Below are 18,176 nucleotides of genomic sequence, written 5' to 3' on the forward strand. Positions count from 1 at the left end.
GTCGAAATTCGGCCTATTTCGTTGCGGAATACCGCGCCGATCCCCCTATTCTCGACGCACGAGCCGGTATAGGTTTGCGACGCCGCAAGCGGCGGCGCTGGATTTCAGGAACCGACCATCAGATCACGAGAGCCGACCGTATCAGGCGGATCTCCAAGGACCGGAATCGGATAGTGCACGCCCTTCGCCCGCTGCTTCGCAAATCGCTGTTCAACCTGTTCGCCGCGAGCCTCGCATGCGCCGCATTGCTCGCGCCTCGCGCCGCGAGCGCCGAGGCGCTGCTGCTGATCGAGGCCGACAGCGGCAAGGTGCTGCAGGCGGACAACGCGACCGTCCCCTGGTATCCGGCCTCCGTCACCAAGATCATGACTGCCTATGTCACGCTGAAGGCGGTCAAGGACGGCAGGCTGACGCTCGACACGCTGCTCACAGTGTCGCCGACGGCGGCCTCGCAGTCGCCCTCGAAGATGGGCTTCCGCCCTGGGACGCAGCTCACCGTCGACAACGCGCTGAAGATGATGATGGTCAAGTCGGCGAACGACATGGCCGTGGTGCTCGCCGAAGGCGTCGGCGGCTCGATCGACGGCTTCTCCGCGATCATGAACGACACCGCGAGGAAGCTCGGCATGACGCAAACGAGCTACGTCAATCCGAACGGCCTGCCCGCCGACGGCCAGATCACGTCCGCGCGCGATCTCGGAATCCTGGCGCGCGCCTTCCTGCGCGACCTGCCGGAATACGAATACTTCGTACACATCCCGGCGATCCGCTTCGGCAAACGCGTCACCGGCAATTTCAACAAGCTGATCGGCCGCTATCCCGGCGCCGACGGTTTCAAGACCGGCTTCATCTGCGCCTCCGGCTACAACCTCGTCGCCTCGGCCACACGCAACGGCCGCCGGCTGATCGCGGTGGTGCTCGGCGCCAGTTCCGGCACCGCGCGCGCGGTGAAGGCGGCGCAGCTGCTCGAGCGTGGCTTCGCTCAGGACAACCTCACCTGGCTGCGCCCCTCGCTCGGCACCGTCGACAATCTCGTGCCGGTCGACGCCTCGCCGCCGAACCTGCGCGACGAGATGTGCGGGCCCCACCGCAAGCGGCCGGCCAGTGACGACGACGATGCGCTGATTGCGGCCAATGGCGGCGCGACCGGATCGGCCTCGGCCACCGGTGGAGAAGCCCAGGTCACCTTCTTCACGGCGGGCCTGCAGCCGCCCCTGATGATGAAGGCTTCCGAGCTGATGGCCTCGGCCCCCGCGGCGGCCGAACCCGTGCTGGTCTATACCGGCCCGACCCGCACCGGCGCCGCCCTGATCGCGGCGGTCGCGGCCGATGCCGACCAGCAGGCCGCGTCCAAGCCGCGTGGCAAGAAGTCGCGCGTCGCCAAGAAGCCTGACGCCGACAAGTCCAAGGATGGAAACAAGGATGGACACAAGGACGCAGGCAAGGACGCCAAGACGGCGGCGGTGAAGCCGGACCCCAAGTCCGAAGCCAAGCTTGGAGGCAAGTCTGAATCCAAATCCAGCGCCAAGGGGGACGCCAAGACCGCAGCCAAGCCGGCCGGGTCCAAGCATGCCGCGACCAAGCATGATGCGGCAGCGAAGCCCGCCGAGAAGCCTGCGGCAAGCGGCGATCAGGCGGCCAAGCCCGCCAAGCCCAAGGCCGCGACCAAGCCGGCCGCAGCCGCCAAGCCGGCGAACAACAGTTAACGTTCCTCGGGCCTAAACCGCAGCCCGCGTTTCGCACCCGCGGCAGGGCGCTTTGCGACGATTCCAGTAGCTACGCCCGGACCTTTGCCCTAAGCCACGACGGCTTGCCACCAGTTCCGGCAGGCAGGATACTGGCGGCAATGCGGCAAGCCCGTGACACAACGGGCTCTGGTCAATGAGGGGAGTTTTCCATGGAGCGCATCTGGCTCAAGCAATATCCGCCCGGCGTGCCCGCCGATATCGAGCCGACACAATACGCATCACTGGTCGACCTTCTCGAGGAGAGCTTCACTGAGTTCGCCGACCGCAAGGCGTTCATCTGCATGGACAAGTCGATCAGCTATCGCGACCTCGACCAGATGTCGGTCGCGCTCGCCGCTTACTTGCAGGGCCGCGGGCTCCAGCGCGGCGCCCGTGTTGCGATCATGATGCCGAACGTACTGCAGTACCCCGTCGCGACCGCCGCCGTGCTGCGCGCCGGATACGCGGTCGTGAACGTCAACCCGCTTTACACCCCGCGCGAGCTCGAGCACCAGCTCAAGGATTCCGGCGCCGAAGCCATCATCGTGCTGGAGAACTTTGCCCACACGGTCGAGCAGGTGATCGCGAAGACGCAGGTGAAGCACGTCATCGTCGCCAGCATGGGCGACCTGCTCGGCTTCAAGGGGATCATCGTCAATCTCGTCGTCCGCCGGGTCAAGAAGATGGTACCGGCCTGGTCGCTGCCGGGGGCGGTGGCCTTCAACGACGCGCTCTCGGCCGGCCGCGGCATGACGTTCAACAAGCCGAAAATCTCGCCGGGCGACGTCGCCTTCCTGCAATATACCGGCGGCACCACCGGTGTCTCCAAGGGCGCGACGCTGCTCCATCGCAACATCGTCGCCAACGTCCTGCAGAACGACGCCTGGCTGCAGCCGGCGCTCGCCGCGCCGCCGCATGTCGACCAGCTCATGATCGTGTGCGCGCTGCCGCTCTATCACATCTTCGCGCTGACGGCCTGCTACTTGCTCGCGGTGCGCGCCGGCGGCTGCAATCTCCTGATCCCCAACCCGCGCGACATTCCCGGCTTCATCAAGGAGCTGGCGAAATACCAGGTCAACAGCTTCCCGGCCGTGAACACGCTCTACAACGGACTGATGCATCATCCCGACTTCAAGAAGCTCGACTTCTCCAAGCTGAAGATCTCCAACGGCGGCGGCATGGCGGTGCAGCGACCCGTTGCCGACCAGTGGAAGGCGATCACCGGCTGCTTCATCGCCGAAGGCTACGGCCTGTCGGAGACCTCGCCGACGTTGACCTGCAATCCGGCGACCGCGACCGAGTTCTCCGGCTCGATCGGCATCCCCGTGCCATCGACTTACATCTCGATCCGCGACGACGACGGCAACGAGGTCCCGCTCGGGCAGCCCGGCGAGATTTGCGCCAAGGGCCCGCAGGTGATGTCGGGCTACTGGAACAGGCCGGAAGACACCGCGAAGGTCATGACGGCGGACGGCTATTTCCGCACCGGCGACATCGGCATCATGGACGAGAAGGGCTACACCAAGATCGTCGACCGCAAGAAGGACATGATCCTGGTCTCCGGCTTCAACGTCTATCCCAACGAGGTCGAGGAAGTGATCGCGAGCCATCCGGGCGTGCTCGAATGCGCCGTGATCGGCATCCCCGATTCCAAGTCCGGCGAGGCAGTGAAGGCCTTCGTCGTGAGGAAAGACCCGAACCTCACCGCCGAGGCCGTGATCGCGTTCTGTCACGAGCAGCTGACCGGCTACAAGGTGCCCAAGCACATCGAATTCCGCACCGACCTGCCGAAGACCAATGTCGGCAAGATCCTGCGCAGGCAGCTCCGCGACGAGAAGAAGGCGGAGGCGGCGTAACGCGCGCCTCCGTTCATGGCTGACGCCCGCGACATCACGCCATCAGGCGTTCTCGCCTTCTGGCGAGAGGCCGGGCGCGAACGCTGGTACGAGCGCAGCGATGCTTTCGATGCGGAGATAAGACGCCGCTTTCTCTCGCTGTGGCAGAGAGCGGCCGCTGGCGAGCTGGCATCGTGGGAGGCGAGCGACGACGGCGCGCTCGCGCTCGTCATCGTGCTCGACCAGTTTCCCCGCAACATGTTCCGCGGCACGCGGCAAGCCTTTGCCAGCGACGCGCTGGCGCGCGACGTCGCCCGCCGTGCCATCGATCGGGGCGTTGATCGCAGGATCGACCTCATCCTGCTCGAATTCCTCTATTTGCCCTTCATGCATTCCGAGCACCTGCCCGACCAATTGCACTGCATCGCGCTGTTCCAGAACACCGACAATACCGAAAACCAGAAATACGCGCGGGATCACGCCGACATCATCCAGCGGTTCGGCCGCTTCCCCCACCGCAACCGCATCCTCGGCCGCGACACCACCGAGGAAGAGCAGGCCTTCCTCGACGGCGGCGGATTTGCGGGCTGATGACATCACGGTGAAAGCCACAGGCCCTGCCGCTTTCCCCGCCGGCAATATTGTGCAGGCCGGCCGCCCGGTCTAAAAAGCGGGACCGATTTTCAGGGAGACTGACGATGGCGATCCAGATTGGCGACAAGCTGCCCGAGGCGAAATTCCGCGTGATGACGGCGGAAGGCCCGCAGGTGAAGACCACCGACGACATCTTCAAGGGCAAGAAGGTGGCGCTGTTCGCGGTGCCCGGCGCCTATACCGGCACCTGCCACAAGATGCATCTGCCGAGCATCTTCCTCAACGCCTATGCCATCAAGGACAAGGGCGTCGACACCATCGCTATCATCTCCGTCAACGACGCCTTCGTCATGAACGCCTGGAAGCGCGACACCGACCAGCGCGACGAGGCCGTCTTTCTCGCCGATGGCAACGCCGACTTCACCAAGGCGATCGGCATGGAGCTGGACGCCTCCGCCAACGGCCTCGGCATCCGCTCCAAGCGCTATTCGATGCTGATCGAGGACGGCGTGGTCAAGAAACTGAACCTCGAGGCGATGCCCGGCAAGGTCGAAGTCTCCGGCGGGGATACGCTGCTCGGGCAGCTGTAAGAATGATGTCATTCCGGGGCGCGAACCCGGAATCTCGAGATTCCGGGTTCGGTGCTTTGCACCGCCCCGGAATGACGAAACAAAAACTCTACTCCCTCACCCGCTGCTGCAAGCGCGCCATCGCGACGCCCTCGCGCGCGAGCTGATCGGCGCGCTCGTTCTCGGGGTGGCCGGCGTGGCCCTTGACCCAGTGCCAGCGGACCTCGTGCTGCTTCAGCGCGGCGTCGAGGCGCTGCCATAGCTCGACATTCTTCACCGGCTTCTTGTCGGCGGTGCGCCAGCCGTTGCGCTTCCAGCCGAAGATCCAGCCGGTGATGCCCTGCCGGACATACTGGCTGTCGGTGTAGAGATCGACCGTGCACGGCCTCTTCAGCGCTTCGAGCGCCGAGATCGCCGCCATCAATTCCATCTGGTTGTTGGTGGTGTGCGGCTGGCCGCCGTTCAGCTCCTTTTCCTTGTCGCCGAACCTCAGGATCGCGCCCCAGCCGCCCGGCCCGGGATTTCCCGAGCAGGCGCCGTCGGTATAGATCGTGACATTGGGAAGCTCGCTCACGCCACCAGCCCCGACGGGGTTAGCCCATAGTCCCGCGCACTCGTCACGCTCTGGTGGAAGCGCAGCTTGCGGAAATATTCCAGGGGATCCTTCGGCCTGACCAGCGCGCCCGGCGGCACGTTGAGCCAATCGACCAGCCGCGTCAGCAGGAAGCGGATCGCGGCGCCGCGCGCCAGCAGCGGCAGCGCCGCCTCTTCGGTCTCGGAGAGCTTGCGCACCCGGCCATAGGCGTTGAGAAAAGCGCGCGCCTTGGTGACGTTGAAGGAGTGATCCGGCTCGAAGCACCAGGCGTTGAGGCAGATCGCGACGTCATAGGCCAGCATGTCGTTGCAGGCGAAGGTGAAGTCGATGATGCCCGAGAGCTTGTCGCCGAGGAAGAAGACGTTGTCGTTGAAGAGGTCGGCGTGGATCACGCCCTCCGGCAGATTGGACGGCCAGACGCCGCTCGAGAGATGATCGAGCTCGGCGGCAAGAAAGTCGCGCAAGCCCGGCTGCACCTCGTCGGCGCGGCCTGAAGCCGCGTCGAACAACGGCCGCCAGCCGGAAACCGATAGCGCATTGGTGCGCTTGATCGCAAAGTTCGCGCCCGCCAGATGCAGTTTCGCCAGCCCGTCCCCGACCCCGGCGCAATGCGTCGCGTTCGGCTTGCGCGGCCAGACGCCTTCGAGAAAGGTGATGATTGCCGCGGGCCGGCCTGCCAGCTCGCGCAGCGCCTCGCCGTCTTTCGCCTTCACAGGCAGCGGACAATTGACACCGTGCTCGGCCAGATGCGTCATCAGCGCGAGGAAGAACGGCAGATCGTTCTTCGCCACGCGCTTTTCGTAGAGCGTGAGAATGAACGAGCCCTTGCTGGTGTGCAGCAGGAAGTTGGAATTCTCGACACCCTCGGCGATGCCCTTGTAGGAGAGCAATTCGCCGAGATCGTATTGTTTCAGGAAATCCGCAAGCTCGTCGGCGGCGACGTCGGTGTAGACCGCCATAGAGGTCTACTCGGCGGCAGCTTCGGGGCGCACCTGACGCGGCAGCGGGAAGAACTCGTTCTCCTCCGCGGCCGAGACCGTCTCCACATGCAGCGTGTAGCGCTCGGCGAAGGCGTCCATGATCTCCTCGACGATCACTTCGGGCGCAGAGGCGCCCGCCGTGATGCCGAGACTGGCGATGTTGCCGAACCTGGTCCAGTCGATGTCGGTGGCGCGCTGCGCCAGCACCGCGATCTTGCAGCCCTCGCGCTCGGCAACCTCGCGCAGGCGCTGCGAGTTCGACGAATTCGGCGCACCGACCACGATCAGCGCGTCCACCACCGGCGCCACCTTCTTCACCGCGAGCTGGCGGTTGGTGGTGGCGTAGCAGATGTCTTCCTTGTGCGGACCGTTGATGTTCGGGAAGCGCTCCTTGAGCAGCGCCACGATCTCCGCTGTGTCGTCGATCGACAGCGTGGTCTGGGTCACGAAGGCGAGGTTGTTGGGGTCCTTCGGCGTGATCGTCTTGGCGTCCTCGGCGGTCTCGATCAGGGTCACGGCACCGGGCGGAAGCTGGCCGAGCGTGCCAACCACCTCGGGATGGTGGGAGTGACCGATCAGGAAGATCTCGCGGCCGCGCTTGAAATGAATCGCGGCCTCGCGGTGGACCTTGGTCACCAGCGGGCAGGTCGCATCCAGCGAGAACAGATTGCGGGACTGGGCGTCAGCCGGAACCGACTTCGGCACGCCGTGGGCCGAGAATACCACCGGTGCGGTGGCGTTTTCGGGGATTTCAGCCAGTTCCTCGACGAAGATAGCACCCTTCTTCTTCAACCCGTCGACGACGTACTTATTGTGCACAATCTCGTGGCGAACATAGACAGGCGCGCCGTATTTATCGAGCGCCCGTTCCACGGTGTCGATCGCCCGGACCACGCCGGCACAGAAGCCGCGGGGAGAACAAAGCACGATCTTGAGGTCTGGTTTGGCTGACATTGAGCGATCTCGGGACCGAATCACCCGTTTCGCCTTCTGGCGGGGGCGGTCGATGGATTGAACAGGGGCTTAAAACGGTCGGCTTGAACCCTACAGCGGTTCAAAGGGAATTGGGCCCCCTTTCGGGCGGTGTCAAGGCACTATCTATAGCAGAACCATTGCGTGGCTGCCCCCTCCCGGCTTATATAGCGCGAATTCCCTGTCATCGCTGATGACCACCGGTTTCGCCTCCAGAGGGGTGGGCGAAGCACAAAGGAGATTTGCCATGAGCAACGCACCTCTGATGCCCAAGGCGACCGCCGTCTGGCTGCTCGACAACACCGCGCTGACCTTCGACCAGGTCGCCGATTTCACCAAGATGCACCCCCTCGAGGTCCGCGCGATCGCCGACGGCGACGCCGCCCAGGGCATCAAGGGCATGGATCCGCTCTCCAACGGCCAGCTGACCCGCGAGGAGATCGAGAAGGGCGAGAAGAACCCGGATTACCGGCTCCGCCTGCAGGAGAGCAAGGTGGTGCTGCCGCCCCAACCCAAGCGCAAAGGCCCCCGCTACACCCCTGTCTCGCGCCGCCACGAGCGTCCGAGCGCCATCCTCTGGCTGCTGCGCAGCCATCCGGAACTCAAGGACGCCCAGATCATGCGGCTGGTCGGCACCACCAAGAGCACCATTGCCAGCGTGCGCGACCGCACCCACTGGAACACGTCCCAGCTCACCCCGATCGACCCCGTCACGCTGGGCCTCTGCTCGCAGATCGAGCTCGATTTCGAGGTGCAGCGCGCCGCCAAGGAAAAGCCGATCGACGCAACCTATGGCGGCGCGACCCTGCTGCCGGCCTCCGAGACTACCCGCAAGGACGAGTACGAGCCTGCGGAAAAGTCCAGCGACGATCTCAATGTCGACGCCGTGTTCGCCAAGCTGAAGACGCTCGGCGGCAAGAAGCACGACGAAGAAGAGGAGTGAGTTTCCTCCCACCGCTGGACACTAAACGAGTGCGACAGGGGTAACCCTGCCGCATTTTCTTCGCGCCTCCGCGGTTCCTCCGCGCGGTCCTGACGCTCAGGGTATAATGGTCGAAGCGGTTCGCAGGCCAGCCGCCAACCCGACGGGTCCGATCTCCAACATCTTCTCATTCGGCTTGCACGACCAACTGGTCGCATCCTTGACTGGACCTGATCCGTCGTAGGCAGCCATGGTTGGGTAGGAACAGAGCGGCATCGCGCGCGCTTCGGAGCCAGATTGGCCAGGAGGGCTGACGGGGGTGGCCGCGTTGATTGCTTCCGGAGGTGTTCCCTTTTCGATCCATGCGTCCAGCGCCGAGAGCGTGTCAAAGCGGCTGGGCCCTGGGCCGCCTCGACAGTGCTGCATCCCCGGGACTGCGAAGAAGCGCGCACTCTTCTTCAACTCGTCGTAACCGCCGCGGTGCTTGGCGAGGTCTTCGTAGTAGCGGACAGTTCGAAACGGGCTAAGGGCGTGATCGGACATGCCGTGATAGAGGATGAGCTTGCGTCCTGCGTCGAGAAAGGCGTTGATCGCGTCGAGCTGATTGCCATTTCCGCCTTGGGTTCGAGCGAGAAACAGCGCGAGATCTTCGGATTTGACGCGTCCGTCGGTCTTCACTCCGAATTCCCTCACATTGAAGTCGGGATTCCGCATCACGATGTGCTGAACGATATGATCGGAAAATGCCCATTCGAGCGGCGCCGGTGCAAAGCCCTTGTTGCCCCAGGGCTCCGCGGCATTGATGTCGATCGGAGGAGTGTTTCCGCCCATGAAAAGCGCAAACTGGCCTTCCATATCCGTAGGCGAATAGCCGGGATAGACAAGCCGTCCGTTTTCATCATGCACGGCCGTGAAATAAGTGCGAAGCGATGTCGCTTGTTCGGAGGTCAGGCAATCAGCCTCGCTGCCAGCCCTGCAAATCATCGTGGCGGGATCGAAACCGCAGGCAGCGGGGTTCTGGATCAGGCCGTCCCGAACACCGTCTAGCGCATCGCAGCTGGCGCGAACCGCCTTGTCGATCTTCGGCAGCATGGCTGCAGGTATGTGGGCCCGCACGTCTGACAATTGCTGCTTCTGAAATTTCATAATCGGCAGCATAGAGGATATGTCGAAGAACGGCGCTCCGGCGATGATGCCGTCGTAATCTTCGGGAAAGCGGGTCGCTTCGACCATCCCCTGCCGTCCGCCGTTCGAGCAGCCATCGAAATAGGATCGCTTGATCTCGGCGTCGAAGTAGCCCTTGGTGATCGCCTTAGCCGCGATGGTCACAATATGCGTGGCCCGAAAGTAGTAGTCTGCAAGCTTTGCCTCATTGGGCCGACCCGGCGCGGACAGGGCCCAGGCGGCGTCAAGACCTGACGCGGTGTGTCCCTGATCTGTGATCGCCACAGCATAATGATCGGCAGTCGCCACCGCGATATCCGTCTCATTTGCTGACAGGTTGTTTTCGAACAGGCCGCCCGCCAAGCCACCGACGCCGACGAAGAGGAATTTTCCATTCCAGCCGGATGGCAAGCGCAGCTGGAACAGGGCATTGCCATCGGGCGCCCCTTGGCCGGTCGTCTTCACCGATCCTGCAACAAAGCACAGGCTCTCAGTATCACGCCAGTTAACCTCAGTGATCCTTACGTCAGACGGCGCCAACGCCCGTAGCGACTCCAGCGAGCATTCGGCCGGCGCCGAAAGCGCCTTCTCTGAAGCATTCGCGAGGAAGAAGCAGGCAAAGGCACTTACCAGAGGACGCGTTTTCAACTTCATTGGCCCTCGCATTCGATCCCGTCGTTCGACGACCAAATGTCTTGCGGACCGTCCACACTGTCAAATATCATTTGTAGGCAAACGACATCATTTGCAGGCAAACAAATGCTGCCGTCGTGAGCACGCACGATCGAGACAGGCATATCGGCGTTGGCTAACGCCGCCGCTCCTACCCGGCCGAGGCCCGAAGCTCTCGGCCAGGCCAGGATGATTGCCTGTACTCGCGGACTGCGAGCTCAGAACTTGTACGTCACACCCGCGCCGACCAGCCACGGATCGATATGCGCGGTGCCGGTGACCGGGATCGCGCCGTTGACCGTGGCCGAGTAGTTCGGCTGGAGCCACAGCTTCTTCACGTCCACGTTGAGGCCCCAATGCTTGTCAAACATGTAGTCGAAGCCGAATTGCACGGCGCCGCCCCAGGCGTTGCTGACATGCAGGTTGGTGACGGCAAGGCCGCCGAACGGAATGTTGGACGCCGAATTGTTGAAGAACACGGTGTAGTTCACCCCGGCGCCGATATAAGGCTTGAAGGCGCCGAAATTGGTGAAGTGGTATTGTAGGGTGAGCGTCGGCGGCAGCAGCGTGGTCTTGCCGATATCGAGCCCCTGGAGCGTGCCAGATCCGGTGAGGTGATGCCGCGTGACGCCGAGAATCAATTCGGCCGCGATGTTCGGCGTGAAGAAATAGGAGATGTCGAGCTCGGGAACGACCTGGTCGCTGATATGAAGGCCCGAGTTCGGCGAGGACAGCGCAGGCACACCCGCGACATTGACCGTGCTACTACCGCCGTCCGGCAAGACGCCGAGCACGCGCAGACGGATCATCCAGGGATTCCAGGCCTCCACCGCCGGCGGCGCCTTGGTATAAACCGGCAGATCCGCAGCTTGCGCCGATGCAAGCGCGCCGCCGAATGCAGCGGCGAGCACTGCGATCCGTGCGGTGTTCCGAATAGTCCTTCGCATTGAATTCCCCTTGAGAGCCATGCGCGCCCCGTTGCGCGATCACAGCTGTCAGAGCAGAAACCAGGCGCCCTCGGATTTGACCTGAATCAAAATTGGACTGACGCGCCATGAATCAGGTCCGGCGTTGCACATCTGCCACGGTAGACGACAATGCGAGGGACTTGCACGGTAGTTGAGTGGGGCGCGCGACAATGGCCGCGGAGAACCGCGATCGCTTCAGTTCGGCACGTGCAAACGCGCTCAGACCGCTACGGCCGCACGGGATTGTTCAGCATGTACTCGCCGAGATCGCGCTGGCGGCGGTCGGCGCGGGCAATGGCAGCATTGCGCTGGACGTCACGGTCCTTGCGGCAGGCCGCGTATTCCGGCGAGCCCTGCACATAGCCCCGGCTCTGGCAGACCGCGTCATCATCGTCGCCGCCCATCGCCACCGGCGTCTGGTAGCGCGCGGAGCAGGCGGAGAGAACGATGGCGAGAGCTAAGGCGATCAGCAGGCGCGGCGCGGCGGAAAGCGGCATCAGGGGTCCCTTGTTGGCCGGCACTGTTTAGCGCGGAATGCGGAGAATGTAAGTCCCTGGACGCCGCTCCCCGTTCGCGGTCATTCCCCGCGAAGGCGGGGAATCCAGTACGCCGCGGCCTCTCGGCTCCAACCTCACCGTCTCTGGAATACTGGATCGCCCGCCTTCGCGGGCGATGACAGCAGCAATTGGTGGGACGGCGTCACGCCTCGCGGGCAAATGGCGTTAGCCTCACACCCTCCCCTTCAGCGCCTCCCCGATCTCCTCGAGCGCCTTGGGATCCTCGATGGTCGCCGGCATGGTCCAGGATTCGCCGTCGGCGATTTTCTTGATGGTTCCGCGCAGGATCTTTCCGGAACGCGTCTTGGGCAGACGGCCGACGGTGATGGCGAGCTTGAAGGCGGCGACCGGGCCGAGCTTGTCGCGCACCAATGCGATGATCTCCTTCTCGATCTCGGCGGGCGGGCGCTTCACGCCCGCTTTCAGCACCAGGAAGCCGCAGGGTACCTCCCCCTTGATCGCGTCCTTGACGCCGAGCACGGCGCATTCGGCAACGTCGGGATGCGAGGCCAAAATCTCTTCCATGCCACCGGTGGAGAGCCGATGGCCGGCGACGTTGATGATGTCGTCGGTGCGGCCCATGACGAAGACATAGCCGTCCTCGTCCTTGTAGCCGGCATCAGAGGTTTTGTAATAGCCGGGGAATTCGCTGAGGTAGGCTTCCTTGAAGCGCTCGTCCTGATTCCACAGCGTCGGCAGACAGCCCGGCGGCATCGGCAGCTTGATGACGATCGAGCCCATGGTGTTGGCGCCGACCGGCTTTGCCGCTTCATCGACGACATCGACCTGGTAGCCCGGCATCGGCACCGTTGGCGAGCCGTGCTTCACGGGCAGCATGCCGAGCCCGACCGGATTGCCGGCGATGCACCAGCCGGTCTCGGTCTGCCACCAATGGTCGATCACCGGCACCTTCAGCTGCTGCTCCGCCCACTCCACCGTCGGCGGATCGGCGCGCTCGCCGGCAAGGAACAGCGTGCGGAATTTGGAGAGGTCGTACTGCCGGATGAATTTTCCCTCCGGATCGTCCTTGCGGATGGCGCGGAATGCGGTCGGAGCGGTGAAGAAGGCCACCGCCTTGTGCTCGGAGATCACGCGCCAGAACGCGCCGGCATCGGGCGTGCCGACGGGCTTGCCCTCGTATATGATCGTGGTCGCGCCATGAAACAGCGGTCCGTAGACGATGTAGCTGTGGCCGACCACCCAGCCGATGTCGGAGCCGCACCACCAGACCTCGCCCGGCTTGACGCCATAGAGGTTGAACATCGACCATTTCACCGCGACGAGATGCCCGCCATTGTCGCGCACGACGCCCTTCGGCACGCCGGTCGTGCCCGAGGTGTAGAGGATGTAGAGCGGATCGGTGGCGGCGACGGGCACGCAAGGAGCGCTCTTGCCGTCGTTCAGCGCCTTGCGGCGCAGGCTGGCCCAGTCATAGTCGCGGCTTGGCGTCATCTCGCAGGTGAGCTGCGGACGCTGCAGCACGATGCAGGCTTTCGGCTTGCTGCCGGCGAGCCTGATCGCCTCGTCGAGCAGCGGCTTGTAGTGCACGATACGGCCGGGCTCGATGCCGCAGCTTGCGGAAAGGATCAGCTTCGGCTGCGCGTCGTCGATGCGGGTGGCGAGCTCTTTCGCCGCAAAGCCCCCGAACACGACCGAGTGCACCGCGCCGATGCGCGCGCAGGCCAGCATCGCGACCACCGCTTCCGGCACCATCGGCATGTAGAGGATGACACGGTCGCCCTTGGCGACCCCGAAGTCCTGCATGACGGCGGCGAGCGCCTGGACCTCGCTCAGCAGTTCGGCATAGGTGAACTTGGTGACCGAATTGGTCAGCGGCGAATCATGGATCAGCGCGACCTGGTCGGCGCGGCCGCGTTCGACATGGCGGTCGAGCGCGTTGTAGCAGCTGTTGACGACGCCGCCGGCGAACCAGCGGCCGTAGGTTCCTTGCGAGGGATCGAAGATCCTGGTCGGAGGCTCGATCCAGTCGATCTCCTTCGCCGCCTCGGCCCAGAAGCCGGCGGGATCGGCCAGCGAGCGCGCATGGACCTCATGATAACGACTTTTGCCGTCGGCGTTTCCTTGGACGTTCATTCCCGCGCTCCCGTGCCTTTATTCGCCTGCCCTTGACCCTTGTGGCAGGACAGGCGCCCCGCCATGACCAGGATCAATTGCCGGCCTTGTTGTGAAGCTATTTTCGCGGGAACGGGCCGCGGTTCAAGCTCAAAAGGATGGGCCTTTCGGGGAAGACACAACTACCGCCGCGCGGGCGGTGCGCCCTCTCGCCCCGCTTGCGGGGGGCAGGGGTCTCCGGAAGGACGGTGGCGGTTCGACTCGAGGAGAGACGACGAGGGCGGAACGCTTCTCAGCTTTCCATCGCGTTCAGCTTCTGCAACCGCTGCTGCATGATCTTCTTCAGATCATAGTCGGGGCGGCCGAAGCTGGCGTTGCGCGTGGCGAGGAAATCGCGCTGCGTCCTGCGCAATTCGCCGGCCGAGCGCTTGTTCGCCAGCTTCAGCACGCGCGCGTAGGCATCGGCGATCCGGCGGTCGAGCACGCCGAGCTGGGGATCGGCGCAGATCACCTTCTCGACCTCGCGCTTCGCCGTCGCGCAATCGAACGACGGGCCGTTGCCGGAAGCCGCATTCAGCGGACGCAGCGGCTCGGCGCCGAACTTCGCGATCTCGGCGGTCATGGCGCGGCGGCCGTTGGCTGCATTCTCGTTGCCGGGATCAAGCTTCAGCGCCGTCTCGTAATCCGCCAGCGCCTTCTTGCGCTCGCCCATCTTCTTGTAGAGCACGGCGCGGTTGTTGTAGGTCTTCGCAAAATTCGGATCGAGCTCGATCGCGGCATCATAGTCGCTCAGCGCCGCCCCTAGCTCGCCCTTGAACTGGTAGGAATCGCCGCGGTTGGTCAGGAAGTTGGCGCGCCGCTCACGCCGGATCGCTTCGTCGTAATCGGCGATGGCCTTGTCGTACTCGCCCATCGCCGCATAGGCGAGGCCGCGATTGTCGTAATATTCCGGCTGCTTCGGATCGAGCCTGATGGCCTCGGTGTTGTCGGCAACCGATTTGTCGTTCTGGCCGAGCTTCTTCCAGGCCGCGCCGCGGTTGGTGTAGGTGCGAGGCCGGTTGGGGTCGAGCCGCAGCGCCTCGTCGAAATTCCTGATCGCCTTTTCGTTGTCGCCGCCAAGATAATAGGTCACGCCGCGGTCGGACCAGGCCTGCGCATCGTCCGGCTTCAGCCTGATCGCCACGTCGTAATCGGCGAGCGCGCGGTCGAGCCGACGCTGATTGGTGTAGACCACGCCGCGCGACTCGTAAGCCTCCGCATCCTGCGGATCGAGCTCGATCGCTTTGGTCAAATCCGCCGCAGCGCGGCCGAGATCGCCGCCGGCCTCGCGCAGGAGGTCGCCGCGCAGGCGCCAGGCCTTTGCGTTCCTGCCGTCGAGCGCGATGGCGCGGTCCAGATCGCGCAGCGCCTGCGATTGCCCTCCAAGGGTTCGCGCATTGGCTTCGGCGCGGACGACGAGGGCCGCGCTGCGATCGGAGGCTGGATTTGCAGTCTTGTCGATGATCGCGCTGCACGCCGGAATCAACTCTGCCGGGGCAGCCTTGCTGCCCAGCACGCACTCTGTGCTCGCCGCGGCTGGGGAAGCGAGAACAAGGCTGATCGCCGCGCTGAGGAAAAAGGCGCGAAGCGAGATTTTGGCGGGCGAAGGCGCTTGCGCGGAGGCTTGAGTGCCGCACATGACATTGGGCTCCGTGACGTCGGGTTCTCACCGTTGTCGCCGCCGGCAAGGGATGGGTTCAATGAGGCGCTGTCAGGGGAGCACCGGCGCCTCTCTCCCTCGCCCCGCTTGCGGGGAGCTATGGCACATGGTGCACACGGTGCGGCGGCATCGGCACTGGGCTCCCTCTCCCGCAAGCGGGAGAGGCGGAGCAAGCCCTCGGACGATCCCCGTGAAATGCATATGCGATTGCCCTGCCGCTTGCGGGGAGAGGCGAAGAGCTCAATACCCATCCACCCCGTTCAGCTTCTGCAATCGCTCCTGCATCGCCTTCTTGAGATCATAGCCCGGTCGGCCGAAGCCGGCATTTCGGCGCGCGATGAATTCATCCTGTTCGCGCTGGAGTGCCTTTGCTTCATCCGCATTGCGCGCCGCGCGGATCACGCGCGCGTTCGCTGCAAAAATCTCCCGGTCGAGATCGGCAAGCTCGCGATTGCCGCAGATCGCCCTTTCAACCGCGCGGCGCGCTCGCGCGCAATTGAAGCTGGGCTTGCCGGCAACCGCCATCTGCGCGCCGATCCGCTCGAGCTCGCGCGCCATCGCCTTGTGATTGGCCCTGGCCTTCGCATGGTTCGGATCGATCTTGAGTGCTGCGCCGAAATCCTGCACCGCCTTGGGCTTGTCGTCCTTCTTCAGCCAGAGCTCGCCGCGTGCGTTGAAGACATCCGCAAGGCCCGGATCGAGCTCAAGAGCACGGCTATCGTCGGCGATGGCACGGTCGACCTGGTCGTGCCTCGCCAGCAGTGCGCCGCGCGCGATCAGCACCTTGATCAGGTCCTCCTTCGCCGTCTTCTCATCGTCGATCACGGCGGCGCAGGCGGTGCCCGCCTTGTCCATGTCGTCGGCCGCGGTCGCCGCAAGGCAGAGCTCGACATCGACCTGCGTCACCGCAATCGACTCGCCGCCGGTCGCAGCATCGGCCGGGGCGAGCGAGAGTGCGTAGAGCAGCCCGGCGCCGAACAGGTGAATGAAAGAACGCATGCTCGTTGCTGTCGGAGGGTCTTGTCTCAGGATCTTGTCTAAAGGTCTTGCCTTGACGCTGCACTATCCATCATACGGCCGGATTGGTGCTAGCTTGTGGCGCCGCTCAGGTCGGTCTCGGGGATCATCGTGTCGACATTCGAATGGATCATCGCGCTTCTGCTCGGCGCTGTTGCCTTATCGGCGCTCGCGCGGCGGATCAAGGTCCCCTACCCGACCTTTCTCGCCATCGGTGGCGCTCTGATCGCCTTCGTGCCGTCCAGTCCGTCCTGGGCGCTGGAGCCGGACCTCGCCTTGGCCCTTTTTGTCGCACCGGTCCTGCTCGATGCCGCCTTCGACACCTCGCTGCGCGATCTGCGCAACAACTGGGTTCCGGTCTCGACCCTGGTGGTCGCCGCAGTCGGCCTGACCACGGCCGCCGTGGCCTATGTCGCGCACCGGCTGATGCCCGACATGCCCTGGGCCGCCGCGGTCGCGCTCGGCGCGATCGTGGCGCCGCCGGATGCGGCCGCTGCCGTCGCGATCCTGAGCCAGGTGAAGCTGCCTCACCGCATGGTGAAGGTGCTGGAGGGCGAGAGCCTGCTCAACGACGCCAGCGCGCTTCTGATCTATCGCATCGCGGTCGGCGCGGTCGCCACCCAGCATCTGACATGGAGCCAGGTCGCACCGACCATGGCGCTGGCGCTGGTCGGCAGCGTCATCGGCGGCCTTGTCGCAGCACGCATCATCGCGCCCATGATGGAGCGCGTGACGGAAGCCCCGAGCGCGATCATCGTTCAGTTCGCCACCACCTTCATGATCTGGATCGGTGCCGAGCATCTCGGCCTGTCCGGCATCCTCACCATCGTGATCTACGCCATCGCCCTCGCGCGCACCGCGCCGGCGCGCATGCCGGCCCGGCTGCGGGTGCCGTCCTATGCGGTGTGGGAGACGATGGTGTTCGTGCTCAACGTCCTCGCCTTCATGCTGATCGGCATGCAGATGCGGCCGATCTGGACGCGGCTCGATGCCGACGTGCGCTGGGAATATTGCGTGGCTGCCGCCTGGATCCTGCTCACGGTAATCCTGGTACGCCTCGGCTGGGTGACGTTCTATCGCACGACCCTGCGCGTGCTGATCGCAAACGGACTCTATCATCCGAAGGATCCGAAGCAGATCGCTTCGCCCAAGGGCGGCCTCATCATCTCCTGGTGCGGCATGCGCGGCCTCGTCACGCTCGCGACCGCCTTTGCCCTGCCGGAGGGTTTTCCCCATCGCGACTTCATCGTCTTCATCGCCTTTGCGGTGGTGCTGGGATCGCTCATCATCCAGGGCCTGACGCTGCGGCCGCTGATCCTCGCCTTCAACCTCGAGGACGATGATCCGGTCGGCGTCGAGGTCGCGCGCGGGCGCGCGGTCGCCTATCGCGCAGCGCTCGATGCGATCGAGAGCGATCCGTCGGAGGAGGCGGAAATCCTGCGGCTCGAATATCGCGCCATCCTGATGCAGGCCGAGACCGATCCGAACGGTGGAATCGCCAGCGGCGAATTGCCCGCCGACCCCCTGCGCCGCCGCGCCATCGAGGCCGCACGCAAAGCGATCTTCGATCTCCGCGCCACCGAGGTGATCGGCGACGACGCGTTTCATCGGCTGGAGGAAGAGCTCGATCGCGCGGAATTGAGCGCGGGCGGATGACGCAACTCCGCGATACAAACTCGGTGTCGTCCCGGACAAGCGAAGCGCCAGACAACGCGCAGCGTTGACTGGAGCGGAGAGCAGATCCGGGATCCATAGCCACAGGGAGGGGTTTGACGAAGACTCGGAGTGACCAGCCTGCCCCAAGCGTGACCCGGTGATTATGGGTTCCGGAT

At 64.3% G+C, this 18,176-nt stretch carries 15 protein-coding genes; 6 read left to right on the plus strand and 9 right to left on the minus strand.

All coding sequences use genetic code 11. The features are described 5' to 3' along the window. Positions 1-173 precede the first annotated feature (173 nt). The 4 genes from EDE08_RS26245 (at position 174) to EDE08_RS26260 (ending at position 4,746) form a co-directional block, all read left to right on the plus strand. The gene (locus EDE08_RS26245; RefSeq protein WP_131871656.1) at positions 174-1,706 is read left to right on the plus strand and encodes a D-alanyl-D-alanine carboxypeptidase family protein; all 1,533 of its coding nucleotides are present in this window, start codon (positions 174-176) and stop codon (positions 1,704-1,706) included. Between the two features lie 191 nt (positions 1,707-1,897). Continuing rightward, on the plus strand, positions 1,898-3,583 hold the full coding sequence (locus EDE08_RS26250) for a long-chain fatty acid--CoA ligase (protein WP_131871657.1): 1,686 nt from the start codon (positions 1,898-1,900) through the stop codon (positions 3,581-3,583). A 15-nt stretch (positions 3,584-3,598) separates the two neighbouring features. Further along, the gene (locus EDE08_RS26255) at positions 3,599-4,153 is read left to right on the plus strand and encodes a DUF924 family protein (protein WP_131871658.1); all 555 of its coding nucleotides are present in this window, start codon (positions 3,599-3,601) and stop codon (positions 4,151-4,153) included. 107 nt (positions 4,154-4,260) lie between these two features. Further along, complete coding sequence (locus EDE08_RS26260; protein ID WP_061881123.1) at positions 4,261-4,746, plus strand: peroxiredoxin; 486 nt, start codon at positions 4,261-4,263, stop codon at positions 4,744-4,746. An 88-nt stretch (positions 4,747-4,834) separates the two neighbouring features. Here EDE08_RS26260 and rnhA read toward each other — a convergent pair whose 3' ends face one another. The 3 genes from rnhA to ispH are packed head-to-tail and all read right to left on the minus strand — an operon-like array spanning position 4,835 to position 7,254. After that, the gene (rnhA, locus tag EDE08_RS26265) at positions 4,835-5,299 is read right to left on the minus strand and encodes a ribonuclease HI (protein WP_131871659.1); all 465 of its coding nucleotides are present in this window, start codon (positions 5,297-5,299) and stop codon (positions 4,835-4,837) included. Next, on the minus strand, positions 5,296-6,279 hold the full coding sequence (locus EDE08_RS26270) for a homoserine kinase (RefSeq protein ID WP_131871660.1): 984 nt from the start codon (positions 6,277-6,279) through the stop codon (positions 5,296-5,298). The genes rnhA and EDE08_RS26270 overlap by 4 nt, the downstream gene beginning before the upstream one ends. A gap of 6 nt (positions 6,280-6,285) precedes the next feature. Next, positions 6,286-7,254 (minus strand): 4-hydroxy-3-methylbut-2-enyl diphosphate reductase, encoded by a 969-nt coding sequence (gene ispH, locus EDE08_RS26275; RefSeq protein WP_131871661.1) that lies wholly within the window; start codon positions 7,252-7,254, stop codon positions 6,286-6,288. 265 nt (positions 7,255-7,519) lie between these two features. Here ispH and EDE08_RS26280 point away from each other — a divergent pair, with 265 nt between their 5' ends. Then, the gene (locus tag EDE08_RS26280; RefSeq protein WP_165936187.1) at positions 7,520-8,215 is read left to right on the plus strand and encodes a DUF1013 domain-containing protein; all 696 of its coding nucleotides are present in this window, start codon (positions 7,520-7,522) and stop codon (positions 8,213-8,215) included. Positions 8,216-8,311: 96 nt separating this feature from the next. Here EDE08_RS26280 and EDE08_RS26285 read toward each other — a convergent pair whose 3' ends face one another. The 6 genes from EDE08_RS26285 to EDE08_RS26310 all read right to left on the minus strand — a co-directional run bounded on the left by EDE08_RS26285 (position 8,312) and on the right by EDE08_RS26310 (position 16,326). Further along, positions 8,312-10,012 (minus strand): tannase/feruloyl esterase family alpha/beta hydrolase, encoded by a 1,701-nt coding sequence (locus EDE08_RS26285; RefSeq protein ID WP_165936188.1) that lies wholly within the window; start codon positions 10,010-10,012, stop codon positions 8,312-8,314. Positions 10,013-10,248: 236 nt separating this feature from the next. Next, positions 10,249-10,977 carry an OmpW/AlkL family protein gene (locus tag EDE08_RS26290; RefSeq protein ID WP_131871664.1) on the minus strand — a complete coding sequence of 243 codons (729 nt, stop codon included), beginning with the start codon at positions 10,975-10,977 and terminating at the stop codon, positions 10,249-10,251. Between the two features lie 248 nt (positions 10,978-11,225). Beyond that, positions 11,226-11,495: a hypothetical protein gene (locus EDE08_RS26295; protein ID WP_131871665.1), complete on the minus strand. Its 270-nt coding sequence runs from the start codon at positions 11,493-11,495 to the stop codon at positions 11,226-11,228. Positions 11,496-11,726: 231 nt separating this feature from the next. Next, positions 11,727-13,649, minus strand: coding sequence for a propionyl-CoA synthetase (locus EDE08_RS26300; protein ID WP_131871666.1), 1,923 nt, complete (start codon positions 13,647-13,649; stop codon positions 11,727-11,729). Positions 13,650-13,920: 271 nt separating this feature from the next. After that, entirely contained in the window at positions 13,921-15,306 is a 1,386-nt protein-coding gene (locus EDE08_RS26305; protein WP_131871667.1) for a tetratricopeptide repeat protein, read from the minus strand. Positions 15,307-15,567: 261 nt separating this feature from the next. After that, on the minus strand, positions 15,568-16,326 hold the full coding sequence (locus tag EDE08_RS26310) for a tetratricopeptide repeat protein (RefSeq protein ID WP_131871668.1): 759 nt from the start codon (positions 16,324-16,326) through the stop codon (positions 15,568-15,570). A gap of 96 nt (positions 16,327-16,422) precedes the next feature. Here EDE08_RS26310 and EDE08_RS26315 point away from each other — a divergent pair, with 96 nt between their 5' ends. After that, a complete protein-coding gene (locus EDE08_RS26315) occupies positions 16,423-18,000 on the plus strand; it encodes a cation:proton antiporter (RefSeq protein ID WP_131871669.1) in 1,578 nt (525 codons plus the stop codon). Positions 18,001-18,176: the final 176 nt, after the last annotated feature.

This window comes from Bradyrhizobium sp. R2.2-H (assembly GCF_004346455.1).
Taxonomy (GTDB): domain Bacteria; phylum Pseudomonadota; class Alphaproteobacteria; order Rhizobiales; family Xanthobacteraceae; genus Bradyrhizobium; species Bradyrhizobium diversitatis.

Bases quoted from the DNA above. Each gene is read 5' to 3' on its own strand.
- EDE08_RS26305 (WP_131871667.1), bottom strand. From the start codon at position 15,306: ATGTGCGGCACTCAAGCCTCCGCGCAAGCGCCTTCGCCCGCCAAAATC.
- ispH (WP_131871661.1), bottom strand. From the start codon at position 7,254: ATGTCAGCCAAACCAGACCTCAAGATCGTGCTTTGTTCTCCCCGCGGC.
- EDE08_RS26290 (WP_131871664.1), bottom strand. From the start codon at position 10,977: ATGCGAAGGACTATTCGGAACACCGCACGGATCGCAGTGCTCGCCGCT.
- EDE08_RS26300 (WP_131871666.1), bottom strand. From the start codon at position 13,649: ATGAACGTCCAAGGAAACGCCGACGGCAAAAGTCGTTATCATGAGGTC.
- EDE08_RS26295 (WP_131871665.1), bottom strand. From the start codon at position 11,495: ATGCCGCTTTCCGCCGCGCCGCGCCTGCTGATCGCCTTAGCTCTCGCC.
- EDE08_RS26260 (WP_061881123.1), top strand. From the start codon at position 4,261: ATGGCGATCCAGATTGGCGACAAGCTGCCCGAGGCGAAATTCCGCGTG.
- EDE08_RS26280 (WP_165936187.1), top strand. From the start codon at position 7,520: ATGAGCAACGCACCTCTGATGCCCAAGGCGACCGCCGTCTGGCTGCTC.
- EDE08_RS26250 (WP_131871657.1), top strand. From the start codon at position 1,898: ATGGAGCGCATCTGGCTCAAGCAATATCCGCCCGGCGTGCCCGCCGAT.
- EDE08_RS26255 (WP_131871658.1), top strand. From the start codon at position 3,599: ATGGCTGACGCCCGCGACATCACGCCATCAGGCGTTCTCGCCTTCTGG.
- EDE08_RS26270 (WP_131871660.1), bottom strand. From the start codon at position 6,279: ATGGCGGTCTACACCGACGTCGCCGCCGACGAGCTTGCGGATTTCCTG.
- EDE08_RS26310 (WP_131871668.1), bottom strand. From the start codon at position 16,326: ATGCGTTCTTTCATTCACCTGTTCGGCGCCGGGCTGCTCTACGCACTC.
- EDE08_RS26285 (WP_165936188.1), bottom strand. From the start codon at position 10,012: ATGAAGTTGAAAACGCGTCCTCTGGTAAGTGCCTTTGCCTGCTTCTTC.